Annotated in this window: 14 protein-coding genes and 1 pseudogene; 5 read left to right on the forward strand and 10 right to left on the reverse strand. The window is 23.1% G+C overall.

Annotation, left to right across the window (positions count from 1 at the left end):
* Positions 1-113 precede the first annotated feature (113 nt).
* The 5 genes from RJT62_RS01170 to trpD form a co-directional block, all read right to left on the reverse strand.
* Positions 114-875 carry a YciC family protein gene (locus RJT62_RS01170; RefSeq protein WP_343153937.1) on the reverse strand — a complete coding sequence of 254 codons (762 nt, stop codon included), beginning with the start codon at positions 873-875 and terminating at the stop codon, positions 114-116.
* A 97-nt stretch (positions 876-972) separates the two neighbouring features.
* Complete coding sequence (trpA, locus tag RJT62_RS01175; protein ID WP_343153938.1) at positions 973-1,785, reverse strand: tryptophan synthase subunit alpha; 813 nt, start codon at positions 1,783-1,785, stop codon at positions 973-975.
* A gap of 1 nt (position 1,786) precedes the next feature.
* Complete coding sequence (gene trpB, locus RJT62_RS01180; RefSeq protein ID WP_343153939.1) at positions 1,787-2,974, reverse strand: tryptophan synthase subunit beta; 1,188 nt, start codon at positions 2,972-2,974, stop codon at positions 1,787-1,789.
* A gap of 31 nt (positions 2,975-3,005) precedes the next feature.
* Positions 3,006-4,370 (reverse strand): bifunctional indole-3-glycerol-phosphate synthase TrpC/phosphoribosylanthranilate isomerase TrpF, encoded by a 1,365-nt coding sequence (trpCF, locus tag RJT62_RS01185; protein WP_343153940.1) that lies wholly within the window; start codon positions 4,368-4,370, stop codon positions 3,006-3,008.
* Positions 4,363-5,370, reverse strand: a complete 1,008-nt coding sequence (gene trpD, locus RJT62_RS01190) for an anthranilate phosphoribosyltransferase (RefSeq protein ID WP_343153941.1) — start codon at positions 5,368-5,370, stop codon at positions 4,363-4,365. The genes trpCF and trpD overlap by 8 nt, the downstream gene beginning before the upstream one ends.
* A gap of 183 nt (positions 5,371-5,553) precedes the next feature.
* Between trpD and RJT62_RS01195 the strand changes: the two genes are divergently transcribed.
* Entirely contained in the window at positions 5,554-6,501 is a 948-nt protein-coding gene (locus RJT62_RS01195) for a DMT family transporter (protein ID WP_343153942.1), read from the forward strand.
* 177 nt (positions 6,502-6,678) lie between these two features.
* On the opposite strand, the gene RJT62_RS01200 is transcribed toward RJT62_RS01195, so the two are convergent.
* Complete coding sequence (locus RJT62_RS01200) at positions 6,679-7,458, reverse strand: inositol monophosphatase family protein (RefSeq protein WP_343153943.1); 780 nt, start codon at positions 7,456-7,458, stop codon at positions 6,679-6,681.
* Positions 7,459-7,616: 158 nt separating this feature from the next.
* Here RJT62_RS01200 and rlmN point away from each other — a divergent pair, with 158 nt between their 5' ends.
* From rlmN to glyA, 3 genes are all read left to right on the forward strand, one after another.
* Positions 7,617-8,705, forward strand: a complete 1,089-nt coding sequence (gene rlmN, locus RJT62_RS01205) for a 23S rRNA (adenine(2503)-C(2))-methyltransferase RlmN (RefSeq protein WP_343153944.1) — start codon at positions 7,617-7,619, stop codon at positions 8,703-8,705.
* A gap of 39 nt (positions 8,706-8,744) precedes the next feature.
* The gene (hisS, locus tag RJT62_RS01210) at positions 8,745-10,031 is read left to right on the forward strand and encodes a histidine--tRNA ligase (RefSeq protein WP_343153946.1); all 1,287 of its coding nucleotides are present in this window, start codon (positions 8,745-8,747) and stop codon (positions 10,029-10,031) included.
* A gap of 194 nt (positions 10,032-10,225) precedes the next feature.
* Complete coding sequence (gene glyA / locus RJT62_RS01215; RefSeq protein ID WP_343153948.1) at positions 10,226-11,482, forward strand: serine hydroxymethyltransferase; 1,257 nt, start codon at positions 10,226-10,228, stop codon at positions 11,480-11,482.
* A 103-nt stretch (positions 11,483-11,585) separates the two neighbouring features.
* Here glyA and bioD read toward each other — a convergent pair whose 3' ends face one another.
* A complete protein-coding gene (gene bioD / locus RJT62_RS01220; RefSeq protein WP_343153949.1) occupies positions 11,586-12,266 on the reverse strand; it encodes a dethiobiotin synthase in 681 nt (226 codons plus the stop codon).
* Positions 12,267-12,518: 252 nt separating this feature from the next.
* Positions 12,519-13,442, reverse strand: a pseudogene (bioB, locus tag RJT62_RS01225) (biotin synthase BioB); the annotation flags it as partial.
* 89 nt (positions 13,443-13,531) lie between these two features.
* Between bioB and bioA the strand changes: the two are divergent.
* Positions 13,532-14,818 (forward strand): adenosylmethionine--8-amino-7-oxononanoate transaminase, encoded by a 1,287-nt coding sequence (gene bioA / locus RJT62_RS01230; protein ID WP_343153950.1) that lies wholly within the window; start codon positions 13,532-13,534, stop codon positions 14,816-14,818.
* 58 nt (positions 14,819-14,876) lie between these two features.
* On the opposite strand, the gene RJT62_RS01235 is transcribed toward bioA, so the two are convergent.
* Both RJT62_RS01235 and mfd read right to left on the reverse strand, forming a co-directional pair.
* A complete protein-coding gene (locus RJT62_RS01235) occupies positions 14,877-15,872 on the reverse strand; it encodes a beta-propeller fold lactonase family protein (protein ID WP_343153952.1) in 996 nt (331 codons plus the stop codon).
* A 96-nt stretch (positions 15,873-15,968) separates the two neighbouring features.
* A complete protein-coding gene (mfd, locus tag RJT62_RS01240) occupies positions 15,969-18,050 on the reverse strand; it encodes a transcription-repair coupling factor (protein WP_343153953.1) in 2,082 nt (693 codons plus the stop codon).
* Positions 18,051-18,308: the final 258 nt, after the last annotated feature.

Consider the following 18,308-nt stretch of genomic DNA (forward strand, 5'->3'; position numbering starts at 1 on the left):
AATTGTTATGTTTAATAAACATTAATAATAAGAAATTAAAAATAAGAATAAACGAAGTAATAGAAATATTATATTTAATATATAAAAAAAACAGTTTTTTTACACATCTATTTTTATAAAAAATTTTTATCTTTAATAATAACAAGTACATAAAAACGAAATAAATAAATTATTAAAATAGACAATAAAATATTATTAATTCCATACAATAAAAAAATGTTTAAATATGGAGGAATTATTATATGAGAAATTAAACTAACAATTAAAATTAGCATTTTACTAAACATCCAAAATATTATGCTAGGAAGAATAAATTTCATATTTTTAAAAGTTAAATTTATACTTTTTTTAATTGAAAAAATTACATTTTTTTCTTCAATAAATAATATAATAGGAGATAATGACAATAAACTTGATATAAATAAACCAGGAATTATGAATATCATAGAACCAAATTGAATAATTACTGTTAATATAATCACTAATAATAATAAATTTGGAAAAAAAATAATCATTTTATGAATTTTTTTTTTCCATGAATCGAGTTTATTTAGAAAAATGAATTCAAGAAAACCTATTATTCCAATTAATAAAATTGTATTTCCTATTAAATAAGAAAAAATTTTTGCAAATAATGTTCTAAATAATATTTTTTGTTCTGAAAAATGCATATTTTGAATTTTGTTAAATAAATAACCAGCATTATATTTGTCTAATTCATAAAAAATATTTAGTTTTCTATAATCTGGAGCAATAAAATAATTTATAATTATTGCTACTAGCGCTGAAAATATGGAAATTAATAATATTGTTCCAAAATTTTTTGTAAAAAAATTTTTAGTATCATTGAGTATTAATTTATTTGTAAAATACATATCTCGCCATCCTTTATATAGAACTGAATTTCTAAAAAAATCTTATTTAAAATTTATACATTAATTTTTTTAAAAAAAACAATGATTCATTTTAATTTTAAAATATATTTTTAGTAGATAATTTAAGAAACTTTATTTTCTTTTTAATTTTTTTAAGTATTTTTTTTTCTTCAGAATACTTTTCTATTATTTTGATTAAGACTGATCCGCAGATTATTCCTGATGTTCCCATTTCAATGGAATCTTTGATTTCTTTTTTTTTATGAATTCCAAATCCCTGTAAAATAGGAACTGAAGTATATTTTTTTAATGTATTAATTATATTGTTATCAATAGTATAAGATTTTTTTTCAATTCCTGTTACTCCAGGTCTAGATACCATATAAATATATCCTTTTGCATATAACGAAATTTTCTTTAAAAAAGAAATATTTGCATTAGGAGGACAAATAAAGATTTGAGATATATTTTTTTTTATTGATTCTTTATAAAAAGGTAAAGATTCTTCTATTGGTACATCTGGTATTAAAATAGAGTCTATTCCAACATGACTACATTGAGTATAAAAATTCGATATTTTATATTTATAAACAATATTGGCATATACTAATATTCCAATAGGAATTTTAGGATATTTTTTTCTAATTTTTGATAATAAAGAAAAACAAGTTTCAATGTTAATACCTGCTTTAAAAGCTCTTAAATTTGCCTGTTGTACAACAGGGCCATCTGCCATAGGATCTGAAAAAGGAATTCCTAACTCTAATGCATCAGCTCCATTTTTTATAAGAACATCAATTATTTTTAAAAAAAAGTTAAAAGAAGGATCTCCTACTGTTATAAATGGAACAAGAACACCTTCATTTTTCGTTTTTTTTTGAAGATTAAACATATACTTGTATCTTGACATATTATTTCTCTTTTTTAATTAAAGAATTATAAACAGTATTAAGATCTTTATCCCCTCTTCCTGAAAGATTTACAATGAATAATTGTTTTTTACGGGGATTTTTTTTCATTAATTTAATAGCATAAGATAAAGCATGAGCAGATTCTAAAGCAGGAATAATTCCTTCTGTTTTACAAAGAATTTCGAATGCTTCTAAAGCTTCCATATCATTTATAGAAAAATATTCAGCTCTACCAATAGATTGTAACCAGGCATGTTCTGGTCCTACAGAAGGAAAGTCTAATCCTGCCGAAATAGAAGAAGAATTTCTAATTTGACCTTCACTAGTTTGTAATATTTTAGATTTCATTCCAAAATATATACCTGTTTCTCCTAATGTTAATGAAGAACCATGGTGATTAGTATTTAACCCCTTTCCACCTGCTTCAACTCCTATTAATCGAACACTTTTATGTTTAATAAAACTAGAAAATATTCCAATAGCGTTAGAACCTCCTCCTACACATGCAATTACAGCATCAGGTAAACGATTTTCTTTTTTTAAAATCTGAATTTTACTTTCTTTTCCTATAATTTTCTGAAATTCTTTAACAATACTAGGATATGGATGAGGTCCAGCAGAAGTTCCTAACATGTAATAAGAACGATCATAACTGCCTGACCAATCTCTTAACGCTTCATTGCAAGCATCTTTTAAACTAGAAGAACCAATGCTTACAGGAATTATCTTAGAACCCATTAATTTCATTCTAAAAACATTTAATTTTTGACGATTAATGTCTTTGGCACCCATATAAATTCTACATTTTAATCCTAATAGAGAACAAATCATGGAAACAGCTACCCCATGCTGCCCCGCCCCTGTTTCTGCTATAACTTCTTTTTTATTCATTTTCAGACATAACAAACCTTGAGCTAACACTTGATTAGTTTTATGAGCACCTCCATGTAATAAATCTTCTCTTTTAATGTAAATCCGAGTATTTGTACACTTGGTTAAATTTTTACATAAAGTTAAAGGAGTGGGCCTACCTGCATAATCTTTTAATAATTTAGATAAATCTTCATTAAATTTTTTTTCTTTTTTACAATTAATAAATACTTTTTCTAAATCATATAAGGCTGGAATTAAAATTTGAGGAACATACATACCTCCAAATTTTCCAAAATATGAATTTAATATTTTCATTGTTTCTTCTTATTTTTTATTTTTTTTCATGTTAAGAATAGTTTCTTAATATTTTAAATACAGATTTAATTTTTTTGTTACTTTTTATTCCAATTTTTTTTTCTACACCAGAATTAAAATCTAATCCACAAAAACCCAATTTTGAAGCTGATAAACAATTATTTTTGTTAATTCCTCCACTTAATAACACTTTTCCTAATTTTTTGTTTTTAACAATGGACCAATCAAATGTTTTTCCACTTCCTCCATTTAAATTATCAAATAAATAGTAATCTACGTTTTTTAAATTTAAAGAAGGAAATTTTTTAGAAATACTATAGACTTTCCATATGGCAATATTTTTAGGAATTTTTTTTCTTAAAGAAGAAATATATTCTTGATTTTCATCTCCATGCAATTGAATAGCTTTCAAAGTTACTTTTTTTATTACTGATAAAATGAAATCCATAGAAGAATTTTGAAATACTCCAACATAATTAAAATTAATTGAGTTTGTTAATATTTTCGCAGTATTAATAGATATTTTTCTTTTAGAATAAGGACAAAAAATTAGTCCTCCATAAATAGCACCTGAATTTTTTACTTTTTTTGCATCTTTTAAATTGGTTAAACCACAAATTTTATTATTTCCTAAAATTAACTTTCGTATATCTAAATTTAAATTATTTGATTTCATTAAAGATGTACCAATTAAAAATCCATCTACTATTTTGCTTAATTTTCTTATTTGAGAATAGTCATTTATTCCTGATTCACTAATTGTTATAATATTTTTAGGAATTAAAGGAGCTAATTCTTTTGTTTTATTAATATTTACAGATAAATCATTTAAATTTCTATTATTAATTCCAATTATTTTAGCTTTTAAGTAAATAGCTCTATTTAGTTCTTTTTTATCGTGTATTTCGGTAAGTATTCCCATGTTTAGTTTTTTTGCTAGATCTGAAAGAAAAAGATATTGATGATCATTTAATATCGATAACATTAATAAAACGGCATCTGCTCCATAATAACGGGCTAAGTATATTTGATATGGATCAATAAAAAAATCTTTGCATAGAATTGGTTGACTTACATTTTTCCTTATGATATTTAAGTATTCAAATTTTCCTAAAAAATACTTCTCATCAGTTAAAACCGATATTGAATTAGCATATTTTTTATATATTTCAGAAATTTTTGAAATGCTTAGATATTTGTTAAGAATACCTAAAGAAGGAGATTTTTTTTTATATTCTAAAATAAAATTTGGTTTTTTTCTTGATAAAGAAGAATAAAAATTTCTTTCAGATTTTTTTAAAAAATTCTGAAATTTATCTAGAGGTTCTTTTTTTTTTCTATCTTTAATCCAACTAATTTTATCTATTACAATTTTTTTTAAGATAGAATTAATCATAATTTTCCTTTTTCGAAAAATTTTTTATAAAGTTATAAACTTTCCCACTTTTAATACTTTTGAAGGCTAAATTAGAGTTTTCTTTTAAATTTTTATGACCAAATAACTTTAATAATAACCCTACGTTTGCTGATATCGTTTCAGTGTAAACGGAATCTCCTTCACCTTTTAGAATAGATTTCATAATTTCGTAATTTTCTTTTACCGTACCTCCTATTAATGCCTGTTTAGAATATGAATTCATACCAAAATCCTCCGGACATAAAGTATAAGATTTTATTTTGTTCTTATATAATTCTACAATTTTTGTTTCATTACATAAAGTTACTTCATCACATTGATTGCTATTTACTAAAATTACATGTTGATATTTTAATTTTTTTAATATTTTACTAATTGGTACTAATAATTTTTTAGTATAAACACCAATAACAGCTAAAGCAGGTCTGGCTGGATTTAATAACGGTCCTATAATATTAAAAATAGTACTAGTTTTTAATTCTTTTCGAACTGATGTTGAAAATCGAAAACCAGAATGATATTCTGATGCAAGTAAAAAACAAATATTATTTTTTTTAAGTGATTTTAAAGAATGTTCAACTGAAACTTTAGGATTAATGCCATATGATTTTAAAAAATCAGCGGATCCAGATTGACTTGAGATACTATAATTACAATGTTTTATAATTTTAAAACCACAATATGCAGCTACAAAAGCACTAATAGTTGAAATATTAATTTTGTTTAATTTATCTCCTCCTGTACCAACGATATCTGCAAAAATATGAGATGGGGCTGGAAAAGGTTTTGAATATTTTAAACATGCTTGAACAGCTCCTAATATTTCTAAGTCTGTTTCTCCTCTTATTTTCATTGATATTAAAACTGCTGACAATTGTATTGATGTTAATTTTCCTTTTATAATATTTTTAAATAATATATAACTTTCTATTTCAGTTAAATTCTTTTTTTCATATATTTTTTTTAATATCTTTTTCATTTTTTATTTTTTATTTTTTATTTTTTATTTTTTATTTTTTATTAATATTATTATTAACATAAAATATATAACTTTTTTAATTTTTTATAAAAATTTTTTTTGGTTTAAATGATTTTAAAAGTTAATTTTTTTATAAAAAATACTCGTTTAATTTTATTCGTTATATAAAATAGGAGATTTTTGGTGCAAACAGTGATAATAATCTCATTATTTACTTTAATTTCTTTTATATGGGGAACAACATGGATCGCTATGAAAATAGCAACTGATACTATTCCTCCCTTATTTGCTACCGGATTTCGATTTTTATTGTCATTTCCGATATTACTAATAATTGCTTATTTTAAAAAAGTTCCTTTATTTTTTCCTAAAGGTCAAAAAAAATTTCAATTTTTAATATCTATTTTTTATTTTTTTCTTCCATTTTCATTAATGTTATATGCAGGTAGTATTTTGAATTCTGTTTTAGCATCAATTATATTTTCAAATATGCCTGTAATTGTATTAATATCATCTATTATTTTATTAAAAGAAAAAATATATTTTCTAAGGAAATTAGGAATATTTACTTCAATGTTATCATTAATCCTCTTGTTAGGAAAAGAACTATATTTATGTCATTATAATGTTTTAATTGGAATGGTAGCATTAATAGGTGCAATGATTTGTCATGCTATTATTTATATACAATGTAAAAAAAAATCTTATAGAGTTTCAATTATTACATTTAATACTGCGCCTTCCCTTTTTTCCGGTTTATTGTTAATAACAATTTCTTGGTTTATTGAATCTCCTTGCATAAAGAAATTTTCATTTGTCTCTATAATTTCAGTTTTTTATTTAAGTACTTTTGTTAGCATAGGTGCAATTTTAATGTATTTTTATCTTCAAAAATATATCAATAATTTTTATGCTTCAATAGTATTTTTAATTATTCCTATAATTTCAGAAATATTAGAATTTTTTCTTTATGGAAAAAATATTTCTTTATATCAACATTTGTTTTTTATTCCTACAATTGTAAGTGTATTCTTAACTTTATTACCAGAATCATTTTTTAAAAATAATATTTTTTTATTTAAAAAATTGTTTGATTTCATCAATAATTGCAAAAAATTTTACATAGGTTAGAAAAGTTTTTCAGTTAATTGTTAAATATACGAAATTTATATCTCAGAAAAAATTTTCGTATATTTAAAATAAATTATATAGATTAAATATTCGATATAATTATAATTAAATATAAATTTAAACAAAAAATTCTAAAGAAATAAAAAATTTTATTGATACTCATTAACATAATATGTATTAAACATTATCAAGAATTTTTTTCAAACAAGAGGAATTTCCTATTAATATTGAATTTTTTTCTAAAAAATTATTTTTTTCATAAAAATTTCTAATTAATCCACCAGATTCTTGTACTTGCAATATTCCAGCCATATAATAATCTGATATATTAATTAAATTAAAATAACATAATCCATCTAATCTACCACTAGAAAAATATGCTAAATCTAACATTTTAGATCCTGTGCATCTAAAATATATATTTTTAAAATGAAAATTTCTAAATATTTCTTGATAATATAAAATATTTTTTTTACAGTTAAATGGTTGATTTATTCCTATTATTATTTTTTTATATACGTAATCGTTATTACATCTAATTCTATAACCATTTAATTGAGCCCCTCTTCCTTTAACAGCAGTAAATAATTCGTTTTTTAACGGATCATAAATTACTGAAACTTCTAAATTAAAATTTATTATTATTGCAATTGAAATACAGAAATGAGGAAAATTATTTTTAAAATTTTCAATTCCATGCAAAGGATTAATTAACCATTGAATTTTCTTAATTTTATTTTTTTTAAAATTTTTGTTAATTTGACATATATAATGCGTAGGGTAAGTTTGAAAAATTATGTTTTTCATTGTTTGATAAGAAAAAAAAATAGTTTTTTCTATTTTTTTTAAATATTCGGGATTTTTTTTTAAAAAAATGTTTTGACTGTCGAAATCATGAGCAAGAATGGTTCCACCTTGTCTAACTGCTCTGATGGCAATGTTTAACATTGGATGCATATTATTATTCTTACATAAATATAAATAAAATTAATTATATCAGTTAAGTGCTTATGTGTCTTTGACATTAATTAATCAGCAATCACGAAATGTTTTTTAAAATCATATTATTATATATAGTATGTATATATATACATTTTTCTACGGGAAAGAAAAAAGTGAATATTATTTCAAATTTTCAAACTAATTTTCAGACAATTTCTAAGATAAATTTATTAAATTTAAATCTTCAAAAGATGCGTGGTTTTTTGATTAACATTGAAGAAAAACCTTTTAGGGCAAATCAAATTATGCATTGGATATATCATTATTTTTGTGATGACTTTTCAAAAATGTCTAATTTAAGTACAAAGTTAAAAGAAAAATTAAAAAAATATTCTATTATTTATTCTCCAAAATTCATCAAAAAAAAGAAATCAATTGATGGAACAATAAAATGGAGTTTTTTAACTAATAAAAAATATGTTGAGACTATATATATTCCAGAAAAACATAGAACAACCATTTGTGTTTCTTCTCAAGTAGGTTGTGCTTTAAAATGTGATTTTTGTTATACAGGGAAAATGGGATTTAAAAAAAATTTGCAAGTTTTTGAAATTGTAGGACAATTATGGAATTTAATGAAATTAGCTTATGACAAAAAAAATAGAATAAAAAAAATAACTAACATTGTTTTTATGGGTATGGGAGAACCTTTATTAAATTTAAAAAATGTAACAATAGCATTAGATATTATATTAAATAAATATGGTTTTAATTTTTCAAAATATAAAGTGACTTTATCAACAGCAGGTATAGTACCTATAATTGACAAATTAAGTAAAGTTCAAGATATTAAAATTGCTATTTCTTTACATGCCTCAAACGATCAAATTAGAAGTAAACTAATGCCTATCAATAAAAAATATAATATTAAATCGGTATTACAGTCAGCAAATAATTACCTCAAAAATTCTAAAGCCAATAAAGGAAAAATAACTATAGAATATGTTATGCTTAATAATATTAACGATTCTTTAAAAGATGCTAAAGAGTTAGTAACAATTTTAAAAAATATTCCTAGTAAAGTTAATTTAATACCTTGGAATTGTTTCCCGAATTCTATGTACAAAAGTAGTACTAAAAAAAACATATTTTGTTTTTCAGATTTTTTAACAAAAAAAGGAATTTTTAATTCTATCAGAAAAAATAGAGGAAAAGACATTACAGCCGCATGCGGACAATTAAACAATAATATAAAAATATGAAAAATTGTTATAAAGTTTATTAATTTACAGGAAAAACAAATGAATGGTAAGATCCAAATTGTAAGAGGTATGCATGATTTAATACCAACTGAAGTTATTGAATGGAACTTAATAGAAAATATTTTTAAAAAAGTATTGATCAATTATTGTTATGATGAAATTCGATTTCCCATTATAGAAAAAAAAATGCTTTTTAAAAAATCAATTGGTACAGTTACTGATATTTTCGAAAAAGAAATATATTCTTTTAAAGATAAAAGTAAAAATGAAATTTGTTTACGTCCAGAAGGAACAGCTAGCTGCGTTAGAGCTTCTCTAAATCATGGTTTGATATATAAAAAAAAACAAAGATTATGGTATATTGGACCAATGTTTAGATATGAAAGACCCCAAAAAGGAAGGTACAGACAATTTTATCAATTAGGAATCGAAGTGTTTGGGTATTTAGAGCCTGAAATTGACTTAGAGATTATATTACTTAATATTAGTTGGTGGAAAAAACTTAACATTGAAAAATATTTAACTTTAGAAATTAATACTATTGGTTCGATAGAAGATCGAGAAAAGTATCAAAAGGCATTAATTAAATTTCTTAGTAAAAAAAAATCAGTTTTAGATCAACAATCTAAAAATCGATTATTTAAAAATCCACTGAGAATTTTGGATAGTAAAAATAAAAAAATTCAAGAAATTCTTATTAGCGGACCTAAATTATTTGATTTTTTAAGTAAAAAATCTATTCTTCGATTCAATTTCTTATGCAAATTATTAGATTCTATAAACATCAAATATAAAATTAATAATAATTTAGTTAGAGGATTAGATTATTACAATGATACTGTTTTTGAATGGAAATGCGAGTCTTTTAACCTATCTCAAAATACAATATGTGCCGGAGGTAGATATGATAATCTTGTAGAAAAAATTGGAGGCTATTCTACCCCAGCAATTGGGTGTGCAGTTGGAATGGAAAGAATTTTATTCTTACGTTCATTAATTTTAAATAAATCAAACTCATCCATTATAAAAATTGATGTATATATTGTTTTTTTTGATAAAAACTTATATTTAGAATGTTTAAAACTAAGTCAAAAAATAAGAAAAAAATTTGGAAATATAAAAACATTATTAGAAATATCTTTTGTAACTAAAAAAAATTATTTAAAAAAAGCTAGTAAATTAAATTCAAGATTTTGTATTGTTGTAAGTTCAATAAAAAAAAATGAAAAAAATATTTTAGTAAAAGATTTGAAAAAAAACGTTAATTTAAAATGTTGTGAGCAAAAATTACTAATGTTTCTTGAAAGAGAATATTATTCTCAATAATGATCTTATAGATTTAATTCAAAACATTATTAGTAAAAAAATTTTATGATTTTTTTTTAAAATAATCATAAATTGTATAATAAAGCTATTAATTTAAAATTTATTTTTTTTAATACAAAAACTTGTTTTACAAAAAAATTTTGTTTCTAGCACAACAATAAACATTGTTTGTAATATTTACTTTAGGAGAAAAAATGTTTCTTCCTCAAAAAAAAATTTCTAATTATGATATGGAACTATGGAATATATTAGAAAAAGAAAAAAATCGTCAAGAAAATCATATAGAACTCATAGCATCAGAAAATTATGCTAGTTTAGCTACAATGGAAGCCCAAGGAACATGGTTAACTAATAAATATGCTGAAGGCTATCCTTACAAACGATATTATGGAGGTTGTAAATATGTAGATAAAATAGAAAATTTGGCTATAAATAGAGCAAAAAAATTATTTAATGCTGATTATGCTAACGTTCAACCTCATTCCGGATCTCAAGCTAATTTTTCTGTTTATACAGCTTTACTAAAACCTGGAGATTGTATATTAGGAATGTCTTTATCTCATGGAGGACATTTAACGCATGGAGCATCAGTAAATTTATCCGGAAAATTATACAGAGTTATTTCATACGGATTAAATAAAAAGGAAGAAATTAATTATTATGAAATAGAAAAATTAGCAAAAAAATATAGACCTAAAATGATTATAGGAGGATTTTCAGCTTATTCAGGAATTTGTAATTGGGAAAAAATTCGAATTATCGCAGACAAAATAAATGCATATTTTATGGTAGATATGGCTCACATCGCTGGTTTAGTAGCAGCAAATTTATATCCTAATCCTATAGATTACGCTCATGTTGTAACTTCAACTACTCATAAAACTTTAGGAGGACCTAGAGGCGGATTAATTTTATCAAAAAATCAAAGTGAAAAGTTTTATTCTTTACTGAATTCTTCAGTATTTCCAGGAAATCAAGGAGGTCCTCTGGTTCATATTATAGCTGCTAAAGCAATATCATTTAAAGAAGCAATGGAATCTTGGTTTGTTTCATATCAAAAAAAAATAATAAAAAATGCAAAAGCGATGGTAGATATCTTTATAAAAAGAAACTACAAAATCGTATCTGGAAAAAGTGAAAATCATTTATTTTTAATTAATTTATCAAATAAAAAGATAACAGGAAAAGAAGCTGATTTAACCTTAGGTAAAGCCAACATTACCGTAAATAAAAATACGGTTCCTAACGATAACGAAAATCCGTTCATAACTTCAGGGATTCGAATAGGAACTCCTGCTATAACTAGAAGAGGATTTAAAGAATCAGATGCTCGTCAAGTAGCAATTTGGATTAGTGATATATTAGATGATATTCAGAATCAAGGAAGAATTATTGAAATAAAGAAGAAAGTTTTAGAATTATGCAAAAAATATCCTGTTTATAATATTTAACTTTTTAAAATTAAATGACGATTTATAAAACTAATTTTCTTTTTAAAATTAAGAAAGTTAGTTTTTTGACTTTAACATTTTTTAAATTTAATCGTGATGAAAATTACATATCTGGTAAAATCAAATTACTTTTAAAATCGTGTCTTTTTTTCTTATTTTTAATATATGGGATTGTTCCAAGAAAAGGAGAAGATATTATATTTTTAATGTAATCTACGTATAAGAATGAATTTCGAGTTTTATTGTCAATGTGATTAGCTATCCATCCTGAAAGATTTAAACCAGATTTTTTAATAGCTTCGCTGGTTAGAATAGCATGATTTATACATCCCATTTTTATTCCTACTACTAATATTACATTTAATTTTTCTTCAATAACCCAATTAGAATAATTAAAATGTAAAGATAAAGGAGTATGCCAACCACCAGCTCCTTCGATTAAAATCCAATTAGCTTTTTTAGATAATTCAATCAAACCTATAGACATTTTTTTAAAATGTTTATCTTTCATTTTATTTTTTTTTAAAAAAAAAGAAGGAGGTGAAAAAAATTCATAAGCATAAGGATTAATTTTTTCATAGGATAAATTTATAGTACTGTATTTTTTCAATAAAATAGCGTCTTTATTTCTTAATCCAAATCTAGTTTTTTTGCAACCTGCAGCGAAAGGTTTATATCCAATAGCAGTATAACCTAACTTTTTTGCTATTTTTAACAAAAAAATACTTGCGGTAGTTTTTCCTACATTAGTATCTGTTCCGGTAATAAAATATTTTTTTTCCATTTTTTTTTAAATATAAAGAACATTTTTATAAATATAGCATAAAATAATTAATAATTTATGGTTAACAACCAATTACTCTCAAAAAAATTAATTTTAAATATAATTCTAAAATTATTTAATTTTAGAATTATATTTTATTTAAAAAATTTTATACTTATGTTTTATAGATGTTATTTATTTAGAACACAAAAAATAATTTTTCGAATAAAAAATTATTTTTTATTTTTCTTTGAAAAATTTTGTATTAGTTTTAAGTCCTAATTTTTTAAATAAATAAAAATCTTTTTTTTCAGCAATATTTTTAGTAGTTAATAACTTTGATCCATAGAAGATCGAGTTTGCACCTGCCATAAAACACATAGTTTGCATTTCATCACTCATTTGCTCTCTTCCAGCCGACAAACGTATGAATGATGTAGGCATCATTATTCTTGCAACTGCTATAGTTCTAATAAAATCAAGATTACTAATATTTTTGTTTTTTTCCATAGGTGTTCCAGGAATTTTAACTAACATATTAATAGGTATACTTTCTGGAGGTTTAGGTAAACTAGATAGTTTTATCAATAACTTTATTCTGTCTTCTTTAGATTCTCCTAATCCCAAAATTCCACCTGAACATACTTTTATTCCTATTTTTCTAATTATATTAATAGTGTCTAACCGTTCTTGATAGCTTCTTGTAGTTACTATTTGTTTATAAAATTCTTCTGAAGTATCTAAATTATGATTATAGAAATCTAAACCAGCATTATTTAATCTTTTAGCTTGTTCAAAAGAAAGAGAACCTAATGTCATACATGTTTCCATTCCTAATTTCTTAACTTCTTGAATAACCTTTTCTAAATAAGCCATATCTCTTTCTTTAGGATTTTTCCATGCAGCACCCATACAAAATCTTTCAGAGCCCGATTTTTTTGCTTTTTTTGCCGCTTTTAATATATTTTCTATTTTAATTAAATTTTCATTTTTTATATTGGTTTTATATCGAGAACTTTGAGAACAATATTTGCAGTCTTCGGGGCAAGATCCTGTTTTTATAGAAAGTAATGTACTGATTTGAATCTTATTAGGTTCAAAGTTTTTTCTATGAATTTTTTGAGCATGAAACATAATGTCTAAAAAAGACATTTCAAAAAGTTTTTTGGTTTCTAAAACAGACCACAATTTTCTCATATTTAACCTTATAATTAATTTATGGAATTTTTAAAGTAAAAGTTTATAATAAATATTATACGAAAATTTATATTTTTTATATATTTGAAATGAATAAAGATGATTTAATTTTTAATTCTAAACATATTTGGCATCCTTACGATTCAATAAAAAATCCATTACCTTGTTATCCTATAATCTCTGCTAAAGGAATTTATTTAACATTAAATAATGGAAAAAAGTTAATTGACGGCATGTCTTCTTGGTGGGCAACCATACATGGTTATAACCATCCTCGTTTAAATCAAGCCTTAAAAAATCAAATAAACCGAGTTTCTCATATCATGTTTGGAGGAATAATTCATCCTCCTGCAATATCATTATGCAAAAAATTAATTTCTATGACACATAAAAAGTTGCAGTATGTTTTTTTAGCTGATTCTGGTTCAGTTGCTATTGAAATAGCTATGAAGATGGCTCTTCAATATTGGGCTAAAGAAGATTCTGAAAAAAAAAATTTTTTAACCATTAAAAGTGGGTATCATGGAGATACCTTTTCAGCTATGTCAATTTCTGATCCGAAAAATTCAATACATCGATTGTATAGAAAATACTTACCTCTTCATTTGTTTGCTGAATCGCCTAAATCAAAATTTGGAGAAAAATGGAAAAAAGGAGATATAGATTCTTTCGAAAATTTAATAAAAAAAAATTTTAAAAAAATTGCTGCTGTTATTTTAGAACCAATAGTTCAAGGAGCAGGAGGAATGAAATTCTATCATTCAAAATATTTAAAAAAAGTTAAATTACTTTGCAAAAATTACAAAATTCCTTTAATTTTAGACGAAATTGCTACTGGCTTTGGAAGAACTGGAAAATTGTTTGCATACGAACATTCTAAAATTTTCCCTGACATTCTATGTTTAGGGAAAGCAATTACAGGAGGTACCTTAACTTTATCAGCTGTATTAACTACCAAAAAAATTTCTGAAAAAATTAGCAATAATTATCCAGGATATCTGATGCACGGACCTACTTTTATGGCAAATCCATTAGCATGTGCTGTTGCTAGTGAAAATTTAAGTATATTAAAAGAAAATATTTGGAAAAAACAAGTTTCTAAAATTTATAGAATTTTATCAAAATACTTATTTCCAATAAGAAATCATTATATGGTTCATGATATTCGCATCCTAGGCGCCATAGCAGTTGTCGAATGTAAAAAAGAAATAAACATAAAAAAAATACAATATTTTTTTGTTAAAAACGGTGTTTGGATTAGACCATTTAAAAAATTAATATATATCATGCCTGCTTATATCATAGATAAAAAATCATTAAAAAAAATTATTGAATTAATAATTCAATCGTTAAATTATAAAAAGTTTTTTATATGAAAACATTTATTTATTTTAAATAAAATTTATAAACTTAAAAATGTAAATAAATAAAAAATTATTTATATAGGGTTTCCAACCAGATTGGGCCTTTTCCTACTAAAATAGATTTTTCTTTTAAAAGGTATCCTGTTTTTGAACATATATTATATATAATCATTCGATTAGATTTTTGTCCAAGAACAATTAATTTTTTGTTTTTTTCATCGATGTTAAAAGAACGAGGTTGATTTTCAGTTTTAAAACATTTCTCAAATTTAAGTAAATTTGTTTCTTCATTTATTGAAAAAAGAGAAATAAGATTTGCTGCTCGATCTGAAGTATATAAAAAATTATTAAATAAATTTAAACGTATTTCAGCAGCCCACCTACTTCCTATATAATTATTCGGAAGAATATTTATTGTTTGAATACATTTTATTTTTTTTATATTTTTACTTAATTTCCAAACATTTACTGTGCTATTAAGTTCATTAATTGAATATGCAATTTCTTTTTTCTTATGAAATGCCATATGTCTTGGACCAGATTTTTTATTCGTTTCTATGTAAAAAAAATTTTTTTCTTCTAATCCTATTTTTTTTTTAAAAGGATATAAATAAATTTTATCTTTTAGAAGAGAAGTTACAAACAAAGTATTAGTTCTTTCTTCTAAATAAGAAAAATGACAACCATCTAGGATTGATATCTTTTGTGTATATTTTTGGGGAACATAAAAATTATCTAAAGGCAAAAGAACGATACTTCCATATTTATATGAACTAACGAATAAAAAATTCTGATTTATATCAGAAGAAATGTGGTTTGGAGAAACAGGCAATCTTGTTCTAGAAAATTCATTTAAAGTACCATCTAGATTGATATTATACGTAATAATACTGTATTTTGGTCTAATTCCTACATAAAGTTTATTGATTTTTTTTATAATTTTAATGGGTTGAGCCTGTCCGGGTGTAAATATCTTTTGAATTAATTCTATAGAATTAGAATTTTTAAACTTCCAAACTTCAATAGTTTCATCTTCAGGACAGGATATATAAATAAATAGTTTCATTAATACTCCTCAATAAAAATATTTTTTTTACAACAATAATTTATATATTTTAACACGTGAATATATAAATATTATTACATATTTTTTTATAAAAAATCATTTTTTTGTATATTTTATTTTTTTTAATATAGTTTTAAACCAAATTAAACATTCTACCTTTTTGAAAAATTTTTTTTTAAAAGAAATAGATGAATTTTTATTTATCTTCCAAACTTCTGTTTCTAAATTTAATATTTTAAACAAATTTTTTACATGAATTTTATTTTTTTTTAAAAAATCTATTTTCCCATTTTTTTCAGAAAATGCAATATAAGTAATTCCAACTTTCTTTGCTAAAAAACGAATTTTTTCAATTTCAAATAAATTTTTGGTGACATTTGGAATAACTCCAAATTTTAAGAATAATTCGTTTTTCAAAATATCTAGCTCTTTTTTTGTTTGGCAATCAGATATTTTTCTGTAAAAAAATAAACGAGTGTTTACATCAGAAATGTATTTAGATGGTAATAAAGCTGATATTTTTAGATCTATTTCTGGTTTATAAGAAGTTATTTTTGATAATGAAAAATTTCTTTTATTTTTTAAATTCCAAATAGCATTTTTTAAAATTTTTGAATACAAAGAAATTCCAATTTTTTTTATATGTCCACTTTGTTTCTTTCCTAACAATTCCCCGCTTCCTCTAATTTCAGAATCATAGGTCGACAAGGTTAATCCAGCTCCGAAATATTTTGAAGAAGAGATAGCAGCTAATCTTTTTTTAGCATCTTCTGTGATTTTTTCATAATCATAAACTAACAACCAGGCATAACCTTGATGAAAAGATCTCCCGACCCTACCTCTTAATTGATGTAATTGAGACAAACCAAAATTATCAGCTTGTTCAATAATAATTGTATTAACATTGGTTATATTAATTCCAGTTTCTATAATAGTTGTGCATACTAAAACATTAAACTTTTTATGGAAAAAATTTTTTATAACTTTTTTTAAATCTTTTCCTTTCATTTTTCCATGACCTACATCTATAATGGCTTCAGGTACTAATTTTTTTATTTTATTAGCTATTTTATAAATATGCTTTACCTTATTAAATAAATAATAAACTTGACCTCCTCTATTAATTTCTTTAAGAATAATTTTTCTAACCAATTTAGAATCGTAATTTTTAATAAATGTTTTTACTTCTAATCTTTTGTTAGGAGGGGTGTTTATAATAGAAATGTCCTTAATTCCATTTATAGACATATTTAAAGTCCTAGGTATGGGAGTTGCAGTTAAAGTCAATATGTCAATATCTATATTAAACTTTTTTATTAATTCTTTTTGTTTTACCCCAAATCTATGTTCTTCATCAATAATTAATAATCCAAGATTATACCATTTTATCTTTTTAAATAATATTTTATGGGTTCCTATAAGTATATCGATCTTTCCATTTTCAATCTTATCTAAAGAATCCTGTTCTTTTTGTTTTGTGCAAAATCTTGAAAAGACAGAAATTTTTGTTTTAAAATTTTTAAATCTTTCTTTGAAAGAAAAAAAATGTTGTTGAGATAATAAAGTTGTCGGTACTAAAATAAGTACTTGTTTTTTGTTAGATGTTGCTACAAATGATGCTCTCATTGCTATTTCTGTTTTTCCAAATCCTACATCTCCACAAATTAATCTGTCCATAGGAATTGGTTTATACATATCTTGTAATACGGAGTTAATAGCATTTTGCTGATCTGGAGTTGTTTTAAATAAAAAATTTGAACAAAATTTATTGTATTTAACAATATTTTTCTTAAATGAAAACCCTCTTTTTACTTTTCTTCTTGAATATATATCTAATAAAGCAGTTGCAGTGTCTTCAATGTTTTTAATTGTATTCTTCCGTTCTTTTTTCCAATTTTCGTTTCCTAACTTATCTAAAATAACATTTTCTCTTTTAATTCCCCTGTATTTTGAAATTAAATGCAATGAAGAAATTGGAACGTATAATTTTGTGTTATCTGCATAACCTAACATAATATATTCCGATTCAATTTCATTATTTTTTAAATTAATTAATCCCAAATATTTTCCTATTCCATGTTCCAAATGTATAACAGGTTCATTTATTAAAAAAAACTTTTTTTTTTCTTTATTTCTTTTATTTTTATCAAAACAATCTAGAGAAAATAATGAAAACATATTGAATAAACCATAATTAAGTTTTTAGAAGATAGAAATCTAATTCCAATAATTATTTATGATAACAACTCTAATTTAATTAGATTAATTATTAAATTTTATATAAAAATTATATTTTTAGAAAAATAATATTATTGACAATAATTAAATAATTAATGAAAATATAAATATAACTTATAAGTTGTTTATTTTTTAATATTCATAATTTTTACGTTATCATATAATAAAAATTATCTTTATGATTTCTAATGTATTAGC

It is taken from the genome of Buchnera aphidicola (Mindarus keteleerifoliae) (assembly GCF_039392895.1).
Taxonomy (GTDB): domain Bacteria; phylum Pseudomonadota; class Gammaproteobacteria; order Enterobacterales; family Enterobacteriaceae; genus Buchnera_A; species Buchnera_A aphidicola_A.

Bases quoted from the DNA above. Each gene is read 5' to 3' on its own strand.
- trpD (WP_343153941.1), bottom strand. From the start codon at position 5,370: ATGAAAAAGATATTAAAAAAAATATATGAAAAAAAGAATTTAACTGAA.
- RJT62_RS01200 (WP_343153943.1), bottom strand. From the start codon at position 7,458: ATGCATCCAATGTTAAACATTGCCATCAGAGCAGTTAGACAAGGTGGA.
- glyA (WP_343153948.1), top strand. From the start codon at position 10,226: ATGTTTCTTCCTCAAAAAAAAATTTCTAATTATGATATGGAACTATGG.
- trpA (WP_343153938.1), bottom strand. From the start codon at position 1,785: ATGTCAAGATACAAGTATATGTTTAATCTTCAAAAAAAAACGAAAAAT.
- hisS (WP_343153946.1), top strand. From the start codon at position 8,745: ATGAATGGTAAGATCCAAATTGTAAGAGGTATGCATGATTTAATACCA.
- trpCF (WP_343153940.1), bottom strand. From the start codon at position 4,370: ATGATTAATTCTATCTTAAAAAAAATTGTAATAGATAAAATTAGTTGG.
- bioD (WP_343153949.1), bottom strand. From the start codon at position 12,266: ATGGAAAAAAAATATTTTATTACCGGAACAGATACTAATGTAGGAAAA.
- trpB (WP_343153939.1), bottom strand. From the start codon at position 2,974: ATGAAAATATTAAATTCATATTTTGGAAAATTTGGAGGTATGTATGTT.
- RJT62_RS01235 (WP_343153952.1), bottom strand. From the start codon at position 15,872: ATGAAACTATTTATTTATATATCCTGTCCTGAAGATGAAACTATTGAA.
- RJT62_RS01170 (WP_343153937.1), bottom strand. From the start codon at position 875: ATGTATTTTACAAATAAATTAATACTCAATGATACTAAAAATTTTTTT.
- mfd (WP_343153953.1), bottom strand. From the start codon at position 18,050: ATGTTTTCATTATTTTCTCTAGATTGTTTTGATAAAAATAAAAGAAAT.
- bioA (WP_343153950.1), top strand. From the start codon at position 13,532: ATGAATAAAGATGATTTAATTTTTAATTCTAAACATATTTGGCATCCT.